This is a genomic window from Streptomyces sp. NPDC044984, assembly GCF_040646935.1.
GTDB lineage: Bacteria > Actinomycetota > Actinomycetes > Streptomycetales > Streptomycetaceae > Streptomyces.
The window spans coordinates 93,174-107,483 of sequence record NZ_JBEZBE010000032.1; the positions used below are offsets into that span (position 1 = coordinate 93,174).

The following is a 14,310-nucleotide window of genomic DNA, read 5'->3' on the forward strand; positions in this document are numbered from 1 at the left end:
GTCCTTCGTAGCACGCGCCGCTCCGCACCGGCCAGGGGCGGCCGGGGCCTCACGCCCCGTCGGCCGCCCACCGCTGCCGCACCGCCGCCACCCGGCGGTGCAGCTCGGCCGCCTCCGCGCCGCGGCCCAGCCGTTCCAGGCAGTGGGCCTCGTCGTCGCGGGCGGCGAGGGTGTCGGCGTGGTCCGCCCCGAGGACGCGTTCGCGGGTCCCGGCGACCCGCCGGTACTCGGTCAGCGCGTCCGCCCAGCGGCCGAGCCAGCCCAGCCCGACGGCCACCTCGCGACGGCTGACCAGGGTGTCCGGGTGGTCGGGGCCGAGGACCCGCTCGCGCAGCGCGCACACCTCGCGGGACTCGGCGAGGGCGTCCGCCCAGCGGCCGAGCCGGCCGAGGTTGACGCCGATGCCGTGCCGGGCGCGCAGGGTCTCGGGGTGGGTGGCTCCCTGGACGCGGGTGCGGTCCTCGACGAGGCCGCGGTAGAGGTCGAGTGCCTGGCCGGTGCGGCCGAGCCGGCCCAGGCTGATCCCGGTCTCGTAGCGGGCGGCGAGGGTGTCGGGGTGGTCCGGGCCGAGGGCCCTGGCGCGGGCCTCGGCGACCTCGCGGTAGGCCTCCAGGGCCTCGGTCCAGCGGCCCAGCCGGCCGAGGGCGTAGGCGACGTCGTACCGGGTGACGAGGGTGTCGGGGTGCTCGGGTCCGAGCACGCGGGCGCGGGCCGCGGCCACCTCGCACGCCATGCCGTAGGACTCCTCCGGGCGGCCGAGCCGGCCGAGGTTGAAGGCGAGGTTGTGGCGGCAGCGCAGGGTGTCGGGGTGGTCGGGCCCGGTGGTCCGCTCGCGGGCGGCGAGCACCGACAGGTAGACCTGGTGGGCGTCGGAGGGGCGGCCCAGCTGGGCCAGGACGTACGCCATCTCCTGGCGGGCGGCGAGGGTGTCGGGGTGGTCGGCGCCGAGCGCACGGATACGGGCCTCGGCGACCTGCTTGTAGGCGCGCAGCGCGTCGGCGGCGCGGCCGGTGCGGCTGAGGGTGAACGCGACCTCGTAGCGGCTGGCGAGGGTGTCGGGGTGGTCGGGGCCGAGGAGGTGCTCGCGCTCGGCGGCGACCGCGCGGTGCACCTCCCCCGCCTCCGTCCAGCGGCCGAGGCGTCCCAGGCTCAGGCCCGCGTTGTGCCGTCCGGCGAGGGCGGTCAGCGCCTCCGGGGAGGGCGCGGGCGGCTCGTCCGCCGCGGGCTGCGCGCGGGAGCCGGTGGCGGGGCGGGCGATCCACTCGCCGGACAGGCCGGCCGCCGGGTCGGGGGGCGCGGTGCGCGGTCCCGTTCCGGCCGGCCTGTGTCCGGAGGTCATGCCGCGGGTCCAGGACGGCAGCCGGGCCGCGCGCCCCGCCAGCTCGGGCTCCCCGAAGCGGTACGGACGGACCGTGGGCGCGTCGAACGAGCCCGCCAAGCCCGCGCCGGCCGCCACCACGGCCGGCGCGGCCCGCAGCGCGCCGATCCGGCGGGCCAGTTCGCGGGCGCTGTCCGGCCGCCCGCCGGGCTCCTTGGCCAGCAGGTCCAGGATGATCCGCTCCAGCCGCTCGGGCAGTTCGGCGCGGTGGACGCGCGGCGGGCGGGGCGGGGTGTCGCGATGCCCGACGAGGATCGCCCAGGCGTCGTCGAGGTCGAACGGCGGTACGCCGGTGGCGATCTCGTACAGCACGCAGCCGAAGGAGTACAGGTCGCTGCGCCGGTCCACCTCCAAGCCGCTGATCTGCTCCGGCGACATGTAGTGCGGGGTGCCCATCGCGACGCCGGTGCCGGTCAGCCGGGAGGTGAAGCCGATGTCGTGGCCGAGGCGGGCGATGCCGAAGTCGCAGATCTTCACCGTGCCGTCGTCGAGCCGCACGATGTTGGCGGGCTTGAGGTCCCGGTGCACGACGCCCTGGTCGTGGGTGTAGGCGAGGGCCGCGGCGACCTGTTCGGCGACCTCCACCACCTCGTCGACCGGCAGCGGGTGCTGCTTGTTGTCCTCCAGGAGCCGGCTGAGGTCGCGGCCCCGGAGCAGCTCCATCACCAGGTAGAGCACGCCCTCGGACTCCCCGAAGTCGTGGACGACGGTGATCCCCCGGTGCTGCAGGGCCGCGGCCACCCGGGCCTCCCGGCGGAACCGCTCGCGCAGCACCCGGCCGAACGACCGGTCCTGCTGCGGGCCGACGGGTTTGAGGCACTTCACGGCGACCTGCCGCCCCAGTGACTCGTCCCGTGCCCGCCACACCTCCCCCATGCCGCCGCGTCCGATCCGGTCGATCAGCCGGTACCGGCCGTGGATCAGCCTGCCGTCCCCCATCTCCTTCGCCCGCCCCCGTCGCAGTCCGCCCCGCCTCCCCTGGCTCGTCCAGTATGGCGGCAACTCGCCCGAGTTTGTACGGTGCCGCGACGTCCGGCCCGCTCGCTCACCGGCGGGTCAGTTCAGCGTGGCGAGGAACTCCGTGCAGGCCCGTGCGCAGGCGCGGCACGCCTGCGCCGTCTGTTCCGCCCCGGAGCAGCCGTCGAACACCTGGGCGCTCTCCAGGCACACCTGGCGGCACCACTCCACCTGGACGCGGATGGTCGCCTCGTCCACCTGGTTCTGCTCGGACAGCACCCGGCAGGTCGCGTCGCAGACCTCCGCGCACATGATGCCCTTGCGCCGTACGAGTTCCTGGTTCTCGGTGCCGTCCGGGTCCACAAGGCTCGCCCGCGTGGCGCAGGCCCGCGCGCATTCGGTGCATGCCTGGGCGCACGCGAAACGGTCCTCCAGGAACCGGAACAGCTCTTCCTGGGATGTCGTCGTCACACCACGCGGGTAGCCGCCGCCCCGGCGGTCAAACCCGGTGCCCGCAAGGGTTCCGCGCGGTTTCCCGGGTTCCGCGGCGGGCGGCCTCGCGGTGCGGTGAGGTGGGCAGGTTGGTGGACGGGACCGGGGGTACCCGCGAGCCATGATGAACACCGCGTGGATGGAAACGGCCGACCTCGCCGCGGGCCGCGGCGCCCTCGGTGCGGGGCTCGTGGTGGCGGGTGTGGTGGTCGTGGCGCTGCTGATCGGCATGTTCGTGTTCGGCAGCCGCCGGGTCAGGAACAGCACGGTGCGCCGGCCCGGCCCGGAGGAGCAGCCCCGGATGCCCGAGGGGGGCCCGGTCCGGGAGACACGGGAGCGGCGGGAGCCGGACGAGGTGCCCACGAGCGACGAGCGGCTGCTGCCGCACGAGCTGAAGGGCCACGGCAACGCCGGCAGCCGCACGAGCGCGTCGCAGGAGCGGCCCCGCTGGAACGAGGACAGCAGCGGGGCGTTCGGCAGCGGCGGCCCGGGCAGCCACTGACCGTCCCGCTCCCCCGGCGGCCCGCCGCCGGGAGCCCGCAACGTCGTACACAGGGAAGTGAGAGCCATGGCAGATCCCGCCCGCAACACCCTGCCGCTGCCCGATTACGACCATCTGCCCATCGGCGGGCTGGAGAGCCGGATCCGCTCGCTGTCCGCGGGCGAGGTCGAGGAGCTGCTGGCCTACGAGCGGTCGCACGCCGACCGGGTTCCGGCGACCCAGCTGCTGACGGCCCGGCTGGAGCAGCTGAACGCGGGTGCCGAGCCGACGTCGGGCGACCCCGGCGCGCTGCGTCCCGAACAGGGCGCCGGCCGGGCCGGGTCCCCCGTCTCGCCCGCCACCTCGCCGCAGCCGTCCAGCCCGCCGCCGCACGGCACCCCGGACCAGCGGGGCAAGCCGAAGGGTGACCGTAGTACGTAGGCAGGACCGGCCACCGCCCCGGGGGCGGGTCGTACGTCCGTCGATCGCTGTGACGCGGTCATGGGCGTACGGCCCGCCCTTTCGTGTGTCCGGGGGTGAGCATGTCCGGTGTCGGGGGGTGAGGCGTGCTCGGAGTGAGGCGTGCTCGGAGTGAGGCAGATCACAGCACTTGGGTGCATCGTTTCGCCGGGCCGTAAGTCTTTGTCTCAGGTGTGAAGGGTTGTTCGGACACGGGCGGTGGGGATGCAGCGGTTTCGGGTGGACGGCTTCGACGAGTTCGTGGCCGCCCGCTGGCCGGCGCTGCTCCATGTCGCGCGTCTGCTCACCGGCGGCGACCGGCAGCGGGCCGAGGACCTCGTCCAGGAGGCCCTGGTGAAGCTGTGGTTCGTCTGGCCGAGGGTCGCCGAGCAGGCCCCGGAGGCGTACGTGCGCCAGGTGCTGGTGCGGATGGCGGCCCGTTCGGCCCGGCGCCGCTGGTGGGGGGAGCGCCCGGTGGGCGAGCTGCCCGACCGGGCCGGTCCTGGCGACGTGTCGTCGGCCGTCGCGGAGCGCTCGCGGCTGGAGGCCGCGCTGGCACTGCTGCCGCCCCGGCAGCGGGCCGCAGTGGTGCTGCGCTACTGCGAGGACCTGCCCGAGGGGCAGGTGGCACAGGCCCTCGGCTGCCCGGTGGGCACCGCGCGCTCCCACGCGTCGCGCGGGGTGGCGCGGCTGCGGCAGATCCTGTCCGACTCCGTCAGGCCCGTGGGGTGAGGGGAGAAGCGATGGACGACTTCGAGCGTGAGCTGACGCGCATGATGCGCGACACCCGGCAGCCGGCTCCCTTCCGGTCCGAGCACCAGGAGCGGCTGTACGAGGGCATCCGGGTCCGCCGCCGGTCCCGGATGCTGTGGCGGGCCGGCGGATCGGCCCTCGCGGTGGCCGGACTGAGCGTCGGGCTGGCCCTGCTGCCCGGCGCCGGTTCCCGGTCCCTGCCCGCCGACCGCGGGCCGCTGCCGGCGACCGGTCCGACGCCGCCCCCGGTGTCCCCGCCGCCGACGACGTCCGTCCCGAGCACGGACCCGAGCCCCTCCCGGCCGCCGACGAGCGCGTCCGGGACCGCGGGCGCCGCCACCACGGCGCCCGGGTACGGCGGCACGCCGACCACCACGCCGGGCACGACCGGGCGGACCACGACGGCACCGCCGCCGTACTCCTCCGCACCGCCGGCCACCCCGCCGTCCACCCCGCCGGCGCGGTCGCCCTCCGCCTCGGCCGACGAGGAGTCGCCCGGCAGCGGTTAGACCGCACCGCCGTCCCGCCCGTGGGCGAAAGCCGCCCCGGGCCGTGTCCCCGACCATCACTCGGGCGCATCCGGCATGCCGCCACCAGGGCCCGTCATGCCGTACGCCGGAAAGAGACCGTGAACCCGTCATGAGAACCGCGAGGCGGCCGGCACCGGCCGGCCGCCGCTCGTCCGCCGCGTCCGCGGCGCAGGCCGCGCTGCCGCGCCGGGCGCCGCTGCCGGCGCACCATCCGGAACCCGTCCTGGACGTGGTCGTGCCCGTGCACAACGAGGAGAACGACCTGGAGCCCTGTGTCCGGCGGCTCCACGCGCACCTCGTGGAGACCTTCCCCTACGCCTTCCGGATCACCGTCGCCGACAACGCCAGCACGGACCGCACCCCGGCGATCGCCGAGCGGCTGGCCGGGGAGCTGCCGGGGACGGAGTGGATACGGCTGGCCGAGAAGGGCCGCGGCCGCGCCCTGCACACCGCCTGGTCCCGGTCGTCCGCGCCGGTGCTCGCCTATCTGGACGTGGACCTGTCCACCGATCTCGCGGCCCTGCTGCCACTGGTGGCCCCGCTGATCTCCGGGCACTCGGACATCGCGATCGGCACCCGCCTGGCCCGTGGCTCCCGGGTGGTGCGCGGACCGAAGCGGGAGATCATCTCCCGCTGCTACAACGGGCTGCTGCGCGGCGCCCTCGCCGTGCGGTTCTCCGACGCCCAGTGCGGTTTCAAGGCGGTGCGGCGGGACGTCGCCGAGCGGCTGCTGCCGCTGGTCGAGGACCGGGAGTGGTTCTTCGACACCGAGCTGCTGGTGATAGCCGAGCGCGCCGGGCTGCGCATCCACGAGGTGCCGGTGGACTGGGTGGACGACCCCGACAGCCGGGTCGACATCCTGTCCACGGCGCTGGCGGACCTGCGCGGCACGGCCCGGCTGGGGCGTGCGCTGGCCGGCGGCCGGCTGCCGCTGGCCGCGCTGCGCCGCCCCGAAGAACTCGACGAGGCCGCCGGCCTGCCGCCCGCGCTGGTCCCGCAGCTGATCCGGTTCGCCGCGGTCGGGGTGGCCAGCACCCTGTTCTACCTGCTGCTGTACAGCCTGCTCCGGCCCGCCGCGGGCGCCCAGCCTGCCAACGCGCTGGCCCTGCTGGCCAGTGCCGTCGCCAACACCGCCGCGAACCGGCGGCTCACCTTCGGGGTGCGGGGCCGGGCCGGGGTGCTGCGCCACCAGCTCAAGGGGCTGGCGGCGTTCCTGGTCGGCCTCGCCCTCACCAGCGGCTCGCTGGCCGTGCTGCACCGCACGGCGCCCGGGGCCGGGCCCCGGGTGGAGCTGCTGACGCTGGTCGCCGCCAACCTCGCCGCGACCCTGCTGCGCTTCCTCCTCCTGCGGGCCTGGGTGTTCCCCGGCCGACGCTCCCGCCGTACGACAGGATCCCCGACCTCATGACCATCGCCCCGGCCGACCCGGCCGGCCCGGCCCCGTCCCCCGTGCCCCGTGCCGAGGACGCCCCGCCGACCGCCCCCGACCCGCGCGAGCGGCTGCGCCGCGCCGCCGCGCGCTACGGGCCCGTTCTCGCGGTGTACGGCGTGCTGAAGCTCGTCGGCTTCGCCGTCTTCATGTATCTGCTGGACTCGGCCGGCGACTTCCGCGAGAAGCATCCGCGCTTCGGCGGCGGCGCCCGCACCTGGGACGTCCTGGGCAGCTGGGACGGCTGGTGGTACCAGCAGATCGCCCTGCACGGCTACGACCCGGCGCTGGAGCCGATACCCGGCGCCACCGGGCTGATCACCCTCGAGGGCAACTCGGCGGCGTTCTTCCCGCTGTACCCGGCGCTGATGCGGCTGGTCTCGGAGGTCACCGGGCTCGGCCCGTACGGCGCCGGCATGACCGTGTCGGTCGTGTTCTCCTTCGTCGCCGCGCTCGGGATCCACGCCGTCACGGCCCGGCTGGGCGGGCGCAGGGCCGGTCTGATCGCCGTGGGGCTGTGGGCCGTGTGGCCCGGTTCCGGCGCGGAGTGGGCGGTGTACTCCGAGTCCGTGTACACGGCGCTGGCCGCCTGGGCCTGCTACGCGGTGATGACCCGTCACTGGCTCACCGCCGGGGTGCTGACCTTCACCGCCGGGCTCGCCCGGCCCACCGCCGTCACCCTGGTCGCCGCCCTCGCCGTCGCCGGGCTGCTGGCGGTGTGGCGCCGCGAGGAGGGCGTCCGCCGCCCGCTGACCGCGGTGGCGATCGCCCCGCTGGGCGCGGTCGGCTACCTGGGCTGGGTCGGCTACCGGATGGGCGACTGGGGCGGCTACAACAAGCTCCAGGACGGTGCCTGGGCCCACAAGTTCGACTGGGGCCGGCACAGTCTCGACGTGCTGACCTCCGTACCCGTCGGGCACTTCGACTACCGGTTCGCGATGCCCGTGGAGGACCTGATCGGGGTCGGGGTGGTGCTGCTGGTGCCGGTGCTGACGGTGCTGCTGATGCGGCTGCGGCCGCCCGTCGTCCTCGTCGTGTACACGGTGCTGTCGTACCTGATGGTGATGGCGACCCAGCAGTACTTCGGCAACGTCTCCCGCTATCTGCTCCCCCTGTTCCCGCTGTTCGTCCCGCTCGCCCTGGCCATGCGCCGGCTGAAGTGGCCCTCGCTGGCCACGGTGCTGGGCACGGCGGCCCTGGCCTCCGGCTCGTACGCGGGGTACGTCCTGTTCGAACTGGGCGTGCCGTAGTCCTACGGTGGAGGCATGGGCGCCGGGACGGTGACGCTGTTCCTGTGCGGGGACGTGATGCTCGGGCGCGGTGTCGACCAGATCCTCCCGCACCCGGGCGATCCCGCGCTGCGGGAGGAGTGGATCCGGGACGCCCGCGGCTACGTGGAGCTGGCGGAGGCCGTGAGCGGCCCGGTCCCCCGTCCGGTCCCGTTCCCGTGGCCGTGGGGCCGGGCGCTGGGGGTGCTGGAGGAGACCGCCCCGGATGTGCGGATCGTCAATCTGGAGACCTCCGTCACGCGGAGCGACGCGTTCGCGCCCGGGAAGGCCGTCCACTACCGGATGAGCCCGGCCAACGTGCCCGCCGTGGCGGTGGCGCGGCCCGACGTGTGCGTCCTGGCCAACAACCACGTGCTCGACTTCGGCCGCCCGGGACTCCGGGAGACGCTGGACGTGCTCCACGGCGCGGGCCTGAGGACGGCGGGCGCGGGACGGGACGCCGACGAGGCGTACGCGCCGGCGGTGGTCCCCGTCGACGGCGGCCGGGTGCTGGTGTTCGCCCTGGGGACGATGTCGAGCGGCATCCCGCCGAGCTGGGCGGCGACGGCGGAGCAGTCCGGAGTGGCGTACCTCGCGGAGCCTTCGGCCGCCGCGGCGGAGGCGCTCGTCCGGCGGGTACGGCGGGCGAAGCGCCCCGGTGACATCGCGGTGGTGTCCGTGCACTGGGGCTCGAACTGGGGCCACCATGTTCCGCGGAGCCATGTGGGCTTCGCCCATGCGCTGGTCGACGGGGGTGTCGACGTAGTCCACGGCCACTCCTCGCACCACCCCCGCCCGGTCGAGGTGTACCGGGGCCGGGTGATCCTGTACGGCTGCGGCGACTTCGTCGACGACTACGAGGGCATCACCGGCTACGAGGAGTACCGCGACGAGCTGCGGCTCGCCTTTCTGCTGTCGGTGTCCCCGGACGGCGGGCGGCCGTCCGGCCTGCGCATGGTGCCGCTGAGGGCGCGGCGGATGCGGCTGGAGCCCGCGGCGGACGAGGAGCGGGCCTGGCTGCGGGAGACGCTCGACCGGATCAGCGGCGTGGACATCGCCCTCGGCGCCGACGGCGCGCTCACCCTGGCTCCCCGGTGACCGTTCCGGCCGGGAACGCCGGTGTCCTGCGGCACCGGCGCACCGGCGTCAGCGGGGGTCCGGGCCGTCGGGCGGCGGCGAGCGCTGCGCCCGTTCCGCGAGGGCGAACTCCGTCCCGGCCGGCAGCAGGTAGACGACCGACACGACGAAGGAGGTCACCGGCCACGCGACCACTCCGCCGACGAGGGAGGCGGTGGCCCACGCCAGGAGCGCCGAGATGCCGACGGAGACCAGGCTGAGCGAGACGCCCATGGCCGTGACCGTGCCCGGTTCCTCCTCCAGGACCTTGCGGAACCCGGCGGTCGCGAGCAGTTCCAGCACGCTGAGGGCCAGGGCCGCGCCCAGCGCGAAGTAGATGTGGTGGGCCGAACCGGACACCGGCGCCTCGACGTCCAGCATTCCCAGGGCGAGGGTGATCGACACCGAACAGCCGTAGGCCTGGCCGTTGTTGCGCATCGAGGCCCGGATCCCGTGGGCCACACGCCGCAGGGACATGCCGCATCATCCTGACATGGGGCCGTTCGTCACCTTCGCGCCGTCGTCATCGTGCACGTCCGCGTGGTGGGTGATCCGGATGGGAGGGCGGAGGCGCGGGGCTCCGTCCGGGCCGTCGCGCACCGCGGAAGCCGTACCGGCGTCCGCACGGCGCCTCACGGGAACGCCCCGGCGGCGGCACGGGGGGGTGGACGAACGCCCGCGGGAGGTTGCCGCGCGACCGGTGCCGCCCGCGTCGTTCACCCTCGCGGTGTGCCTCCGTGGCGTCCCGTCGGCCGGCTCACTCGCCGGTGCTGTCGCCGGCTCCGGCGCCGGGGCGGTCGGAACGGTGCCGGGTACCCGGCAGTATCTCCTGCACCTTGGCCAGGAAGCCCTGTTTGGCCATGGAGGAACGGTCGCTGTCGCCCTTGAGCACGGCCGAGGCCGCGGCCTCGATCTGGTCCAGTTCCGCGTGCGGGGGGATCGGCGGTACGGCGGGGTCGGTGCGGAAGTCGATGACGAAGGGCCGGTCGGCCGTCAGCGCCCGGTCCCAGGCCTCCTCGACCTGCTCCGGCTTCTCCACGCGGACGCCCTCGAGCCCGATCCGCTGCGCGATCTCGGCGTACGGCAGGTCGGGAATGGCCTGCGACTCCTCGAACTGCGGTGCCCCGGACATCGCGCGCATCTCCCAGGTGACCTGGTTCAGGTCCCGGTTGTTGAGGACGGCCACGATCAGGCGCGGGTCGGACCAGCCCTGCCAGTACTTGGCGGCCGTGACCATCTCCATCATGCCGTTCATCTGCATGGCGCCGTCGCCGACGAGGGCGATGGCGGGGCGGTCCGGGTGCGCGAACTTCGCGCCGATGGCGTACGGGACCCCGGGCCCCATGGTCGCGAGGGTGCCCGAGAGGGAGCCGCGCATCCGTCCGCGCAGCCGCAGGTGGCGGGCGTACCAGTTGGCGGCGGAACCGGAGTCGGCGGTGACGATCGCGTCGTCGGGGAGCCTGCCGTCGAGGGCGTGCACCACGTACTCCGGGTTGATCGGGTCGGCGTCCACGGCGGCGCGCCGCTGCATGACCTCCCACCAGCGGGCGACGTCCTTCTCGACCTTCTCGCGCCAGGACCGCTTCTTCTTGCGGTGCAGGTGCGGCAGGAGGCGGCGCAGTGCCTCGGCCGCGTCGCCGACGAGGTTCACCTCGAAGGGGTACCGCAGGCCGATCATGTGCGGGTCGATGTCGATCTGCACGCCCCGCGCCTGGTCCAGCTCCGGCATGAACTGCGTGTACGGGAAGCTGGAGCCGATCATCAGGAGGGTGTCGCAGTCCCGCATCAGCTCGTAGGAGGGCCGGGTGCCGAGCAGGCCGATGGCTCCGGTGACGTAGGGCAGGTCGTCGGGGAGCACGTCCTTGCCGAGCAGGGCCTTGGCGACGCCCGCGCCGAGGACGTCCGCCACTTCCTCCACTTCGGCGCGGGCGCCGCGGGCACCCTGTCCGATGAGGACGGCGACCTTGTCACCGGCGTTGAGGACCTCGGCGGCCCGCTCGATGTCGGCGTCCGCGGGCACGGGCGCGTACCGGCCGATCCCCATGCTGGACGGCACCATCTTGAAGGCGTGCGTCGGCGGGCTGTAGTCCAGTTCCTGCACGTCGGCGGGGATGATGACCGCGGTGACCGTGCGCCGCGCGTAGGCGGTGCGGAAGGCGCGGTCGATGAGGTTCGGCAGCTGCTCGGGCACCATCGCCGTCTCGCAGAAGTCGGAGGCGACGTCCTTGTACAGGTTCTGCAGGTCGACTTCCTGCTGGTACGAGCCGCCCATCGCGCTGCGGTTGGTCTGCCCGACCAGCGCGACGACGGGAACGTGGTCGAGCTTGGCGTCGTAGAGGCCGTTGAGCAGGTGGATCGCGCCGGGTCCCGAAGTCGCCGCGCAGACGCCGGCCTTCCCGGAGAACTTCGCGTAGCCGACGGCCTGGAACGCGGACATCTCCTCGTGCCGCGACTGGACGAACTTCGGGTTGTCGTCGGCTCGCCCCCACGCCGCCAGCAGGCCGTTGATGCCGTCGCCCGCGTAGGCGAAGACGTGGTCCACCTCCCACTCGCGCAGGCGCTGAAGGACGTAATCGGAAACCTTCGTGCCGGCCATCGGCCCTCCGTTCCGCCGACGCGCACCGGCCCGTTCCGGCCGCGCGTCACGCTGCCAGGGAAGGTGACGGGTTGCCGTGCGGCCCCGGTGCAAACGCCGTGCCGCTCACCGTGCCCCGCTGTACGCTGGCCGCATCCGGCCACCGGGAGCCCTGATGTGGAAGCGCGGGAAGCGGGCACGGCGTTCCGAGGACCTCCAGCTGGAGCTGTGCGACCTCTGTGCGAGGACCTTCCCGGCCGGTGAGGCGGTGCGCGGATACGTTCCGGACTCGTCCTCCGCCCACCCCACCGACGACTGGTCCGACGGTCTGCGCCGGGTGACCGCCTGCGGCGAGGCACACCTCGACGCGATCCGCGAGACGTACCGGCGCCGTCCCTTCGTGCAGGAGGAACTCTGGGCGGCCAAGATCACCCGGGTGCTGACGTCCGGCCCGCCGGGGCTCACCATGGAGCGGCTCGCCCGCCGGACCGGACTGCACGAGCCGGACATCCGGCGGGCCATCGCCTGGCACAACGAGCGGCGCCGCCGGACGGACGGGTGATCCGGGCCCGGCCCGTGGTGGGCCTCATGCCGTCTGCGGCTGCAGGAAGCGGGCCAGCAGGTCGTCCAGGCTCACCATGCCGGTGAGCCGCCCGGAGCCGTCGCGGACCACGGCGAGCGAGGCCCGGCGGCGGCGCAGCAGGTCGATCGCGTCGGCGACCGTGGCGTCGTCCGTCAGCTCGGGCACCGGGCGGGCCAGGGCGCGGGCGCCGGCCGCCCGTCCCCGGGCGCGGGCCACCACGGCGTCGCGGGCGTGCACCGCGCCGAGGACCACGCCCTGCTCGCGGACCAGGAGCCGGGTGCGGTCACGGGCCGCGGCGACGCGCAGGATCTCGTCGACGCCGGCGCCGCCGTCCACCGAGACGATCTCGGAGGCCGGCACCTGCAGTTCCCGCACCGGGGTCTGCGGTTCGGTCAGTGAACGCGTCAGCAGCTCCGAGTCCGTCTCGCTGATCAGGCCGAGCCGCTCGGACTCCGCCACCAGGTGGGTGAGCTGCTCCCGGTTGTGGACGGAGGCCAGCTCGTCGCGCGGGGTGACCCGGCACAGCCGCACGAGGGCGTTGCTCATCCTGTTCAGCACCGAGATCAGCGGCCGTACGGCCTTCACCACCGCCCGGAAGGGCGGCGACAGCAGCATCGCGGACCGCTCGGGGTGGGCGATGGCCCACGACTTGGGGGCCATCTCGCCGACCACCATGTGCAGGAACACGACCACGGTCATGGCGACGGCGAAGGCGACGCCGTAGCTGAGCGCGCTCGGCAGGCCCAGCTTGTGCAGCAGCGGGTCGAGCTCGTGGGAGATCGCGGGCTTGGACACCGAGCCCAGGCCCAGGGTGCACACGGTGATGCCCAGCTGGGCCCCGGCCAGCATCAGGGACAGCTCACGCATGCCGGCGAGGGCGGCACCGGCGCCCGACCGGCCCTCGGCGGCGGCCTTCTCCATGCGGTGCCGCTTGGCGGCGACCAGCGCGAACTCGGCGGCCACGAAGAATCCGCTGCCGATCAGCAGCAGCACGGTGACGAAGAGCGCCATCGGGAAACTCATGCCTGCTCCTCCGTCTTGAGGTCCTGCCGGATCCGCACGCGGTCGGGCACGTGCCGGTCGAGGGTGCGTACGTCGATCACGACGGCGGTGCCGTCGGGCAGTCCGACCGTGAGCCGGTCCCCGATGGCGGGGAAGCGGCCGAGCCGGTCGACGATCAGGCCGGCCACGGTGTCGTAGTCCTCCTCCTCGGGCAGTTCGACGCCGGTGGCCTCGGCCACCTCGTCCAGCCGGCGGCCCGCGTCCACCAGCCAGCCGTCACCGTCCGCGACGGCGACCGCGGTGACGGTGTCGGTCTCGTCCGCGATGTCGCCGACGAGTTCCTCCGCGATGTCCTCGTAGGTGACGATGCCGGCCACGCCGCCGTGCTCGTCCAGGACGACCGCGAACTCGTCGCCCCGCTTCCGCATCTGGGTCACCGCGTCGGGCAGCGGAAGGGTGTCCGGCAGCAGCAGCGGGCGCCGGGCGAGGGCGCCGGCCGTGGTGGCGGTCAGCCGGTCCGCGGGCAGGCGCATCAGCTCGGCCACACCGAGGACGCCGTCGACGTCGTCGGGGTGGTCGCCGAGCACCGGGTAGTTGGAGTGGCCGTACTTGGCGATCAGGTCGACCGCTTCCGCCGCGGTGGCGTCCTCCCGGACGAAGACCGCGTCCACACGGGGCACCATCACCTCGTCCAGCGTCCGGTCGGAGAACTCCAGGGCGTGGTCGAGCAGCGCGGCGGTGTCCTCGGGCAGCGCACCCTGCTCGTGGGACTCGCCGATGAGGTGGCCCAGTTCCTCCAGGGTGGCGCCGTGGTGCAGCTCCTCCACCGGTTCGATGCCGACCCGGCGCAGCAGCCCGTTCGCCGCCCCGTCGAAGACCCGCACGAGGGGGCCGACGACCTTCAGGTACGCCAGCGTGGAGCCGGCCAGGGCCTTCGCCAGCCGCTCGGGGACGGCGATGGCCAGGTTCTTCGGGGCCAGCTCGCCCAGCACCATCTGCACGACCGTGGCCAGGACGAAGGCCAGCGCGACCGCGATGCCGCTCACGGCCGCGTCGGGCAGGCCCGTGCCGGACAGGGCGGGCCTCAGCAGGGCGGAGACCGAGGGCTCGGCGATGAAGCCGACGACCAGTCCGGTCACGGTGATGCCGAGCTGGGCGCCCGACAGCATGAAGGACAGCCGCTCCAGCACCCTCAGGGCGCGGGCGGCCTTGCGGTCCCCGGACTCGGCCTCGCGCGCCAGGGCGAGGCGGTCGGCGGAGACGTAGGCGAACTCCTGGGCGACGAAG

General features: G+C 74.4%; 14 protein-coding genes. 8 read left to right on the forward strand and 6 right to left on the reverse strand.

Annotated elements, in window-relative coordinates:
* Window positions 1-49 precede the first annotated feature (49 nt).
* Both AB0A94_RS29685 and AB0A94_RS29690 read right to left on the reverse strand, forming a co-directional pair.
* Window positions 50-2,317, reverse strand: coding sequence for a serine/threonine-protein kinase (locus AB0A94_RS29685; RefSeq protein WP_361749005.1), 2,268 nt, complete (start codon window positions 2,315-2,317; stop codon window positions 50-52).
* A gap of 117 nt (window positions 2,318-2,434) precedes the next feature.
* On the reverse strand, window positions 2,435-2,806 hold the full coding sequence (locus tag AB0A94_RS29690) for a ferredoxin (protein WP_217131292.1): 372 nt from the start codon (window positions 2,804-2,806) through the stop codon (window positions 2,435-2,437).
* A gap of 145 nt (window positions 2,807-2,951) precedes the next feature.
* On the opposite strand from AB0A94_RS29690, the gene AB0A94_RS29695 reads away from it, so the two are divergent.
* The 7 genes from AB0A94_RS29695 to AB0A94_RS29725 all read left to right on the forward strand — a co-directional run bounded on the left by AB0A94_RS29695 (window position 2,952) and on the right by AB0A94_RS29725 (window position 8,845).
* Window positions 2,952-3,329, forward strand: coding sequence for a DUF6479 family protein (locus tag AB0A94_RS29695; protein ID WP_361749026.1), 378 nt, complete (start codon window positions 2,952-2,954; stop codon window positions 3,327-3,329).
* Window positions 3,330-3,395: 66 nt separating this feature from the next.
* Window positions 3,396-3,749, forward strand: a complete 354-nt coding sequence (locus AB0A94_RS29700) for a hypothetical protein (RefSeq protein ID WP_361749006.1) — start codon at window positions 3,396-3,398, stop codon at window positions 3,747-3,749.
* Between the two features lie 243 nt (window positions 3,750-3,992).
* Window positions 3,993-4,499: a SigE family RNA polymerase sigma factor gene (locus tag AB0A94_RS29705; protein WP_361749007.1), complete on the forward strand. Its 507-nt coding sequence runs from the start codon at window positions 3,993-3,995 to the stop codon at window positions 4,497-4,499.
* Window positions 4,500-4,510: 11 nt separating this feature from the next.
* Window positions 4,511-5,029, forward strand: coding sequence for a cellulase (locus AB0A94_RS29710; RefSeq protein WP_361749008.1), 519 nt, complete (start codon window positions 4,511-4,513; stop codon window positions 5,027-5,029).
* 217 nt (window positions 5,030-5,246) lie between these two features.
* Window positions 5,247-6,458 (forward strand): glycosyltransferase, encoded by a 1,212-nt coding sequence (locus tag AB0A94_RS29715; RefSeq protein ID WP_361749027.1) that lies wholly within the window; start codon window positions 5,247-5,249, stop codon window positions 6,456-6,458.
* Window positions 6,455-7,729, forward strand: coding sequence for a hypothetical protein (locus tag AB0A94_RS29720; RefSeq protein WP_361749009.1), 1,275 nt, complete (start codon window positions 6,455-6,457; stop codon window positions 7,727-7,729). Before AB0A94_RS29715 ends, AB0A94_RS29720 begins: the two co-directional genes overlap by 4 nt.
* A gap of 15 nt (window positions 7,730-7,744) precedes the next feature.
* Window positions 7,745-8,845 carry a CapA family protein gene (locus AB0A94_RS29725; RefSeq protein ID WP_361749011.1) on the forward strand — a complete coding sequence of 367 codons (1,101 nt, stop codon included), beginning with the start codon at window positions 7,745-7,747 and terminating at the stop codon, window positions 8,843-8,845.
* A 48-nt stretch (window positions 8,846-8,893) separates the two neighbouring features.
* On the opposite strand, the gene AB0A94_RS29730 is transcribed toward AB0A94_RS29725, so the two are convergent.
* Together AB0A94_RS29730 and AB0A94_RS29735 are read right to left on the reverse strand one after the other, a co-directional pair.
* The gene (locus AB0A94_RS29730) at window positions 8,894-9,340 is read right to left on the reverse strand and encodes a hypothetical protein (RefSeq protein WP_361749012.1); all 447 of its coding nucleotides are present in this window, start codon (window positions 9,338-9,340) and stop codon (window positions 8,894-8,896) included.
* Between the two features lie 280 nt (window positions 9,341-9,620).
* Window positions 9,621-11,459 carry a thiamine pyrophosphate-requiring protein gene (locus tag AB0A94_RS29735; protein WP_361749013.1) on the reverse strand — a complete coding sequence of 613 codons (1,839 nt, stop codon included), beginning with the start codon at window positions 11,457-11,459 and terminating at the stop codon, window positions 9,621-9,623.
* A gap of 154 nt (window positions 11,460-11,613) precedes the next feature.
* On the opposite strand from AB0A94_RS29735, the gene AB0A94_RS29740 reads away from it, so the two are divergent.
* Entirely contained in the window at window positions 11,614-12,000 is a 387-nt protein-coding gene (locus tag AB0A94_RS29740; protein WP_361749015.1) for a hypothetical protein, read from the forward strand.
* Window positions 12,001-12,024: 24 nt separating this feature from the next.
* Here the strand turns inward: AB0A94_RS29740 and AB0A94_RS29745 are convergent, their stop codons facing one another.
* Together AB0A94_RS29745 and AB0A94_RS29750 are read right to left on the reverse strand one after the other, a co-directional pair.
* Window positions 12,025-13,044: a hemolysin family protein gene (locus tag AB0A94_RS29745; protein ID WP_361749016.1), complete on the reverse strand. Its 1,020-nt coding sequence runs from the start codon at window positions 13,042-13,044 to the stop codon at window positions 12,025-12,027.
* On the reverse strand, window positions 13,041-14,310 hold a 1,270-nt coding region (locus AB0A94_RS29750; RefSeq protein WP_361749017.1), incomplete at its 5' end, for a hemolysin family protein. The genes AB0A94_RS29745 and AB0A94_RS29750, both read right to left, overlap by 4 nt.

Coding starts and splice junctions, on each gene's coding strand:
- AB0A94_RS29685 (WP_361749005.1), bottom strand. CDS start 2,317: ATGGGGGACGGCAGGCTGATCCACGGCCGGTACCGGCTGATCGACCGG.
- AB0A94_RS29695 (WP_361749026.1), top strand. CDS start 2,952: ATGAACACCGCGTGGATGGAAACGGCCGACCTCGCCGCGGGCCGCGGC.
- AB0A94_RS29700 (WP_361749006.1), top strand. CDS start 3,396: ATGGCAGATCCCGCCCGCAACACCCTGCCGCTGCCCGATTACGACCAT.
- AB0A94_RS29705 (WP_361749007.1), top strand. CDS start 3,993: ATGCAGCGGTTTCGGGTGGACGGCTTCGACGAGTTCGTGGCCGCCCGC.
- AB0A94_RS29710 (WP_361749008.1), top strand. CDS start 4,511: ATGGACGACTTCGAGCGTGAGCTGACGCGCATGATGCGCGACACCCGG.
- AB0A94_RS29720 (WP_361749009.1), top strand. CDS start 6,455: ATGACCATCGCCCCGGCCGACCCGGCCGGCCCGGCCCCGTCCCCCGTG.
- AB0A94_RS29725 (WP_361749011.1), top strand. CDS start 7,745: ATGGGCGCCGGGACGGTGACGCTGTTCCTGTGCGGGGACGTGATGCTC.
- AB0A94_RS29730 (WP_361749012.1), bottom strand. CDS start 9,340: ATGTCCCTGCGGCGTGTGGCCCACGGGATCCGGGCCTCGATGCGCAAC.
- AB0A94_RS29735 (WP_361749013.1), bottom strand. CDS start 11,459: ATGGCCGGCACGAAGGTTTCCGATTACGTCCTTCAGCGCCTGCGCGAG.
- AB0A94_RS29740 (WP_361749015.1), top strand. CDS start 11,614: ATGTGGAAGCGCGGGAAGCGGGCACGGCGTTCCGAGGACCTCCAGCTG.
- AB0A94_RS29745 (WP_361749016.1), bottom strand. CDS start 13,044: ATGAGTTTCCCGATGGCGCTCTTCGTCACCGTGCTGCTGCTGATCGGC.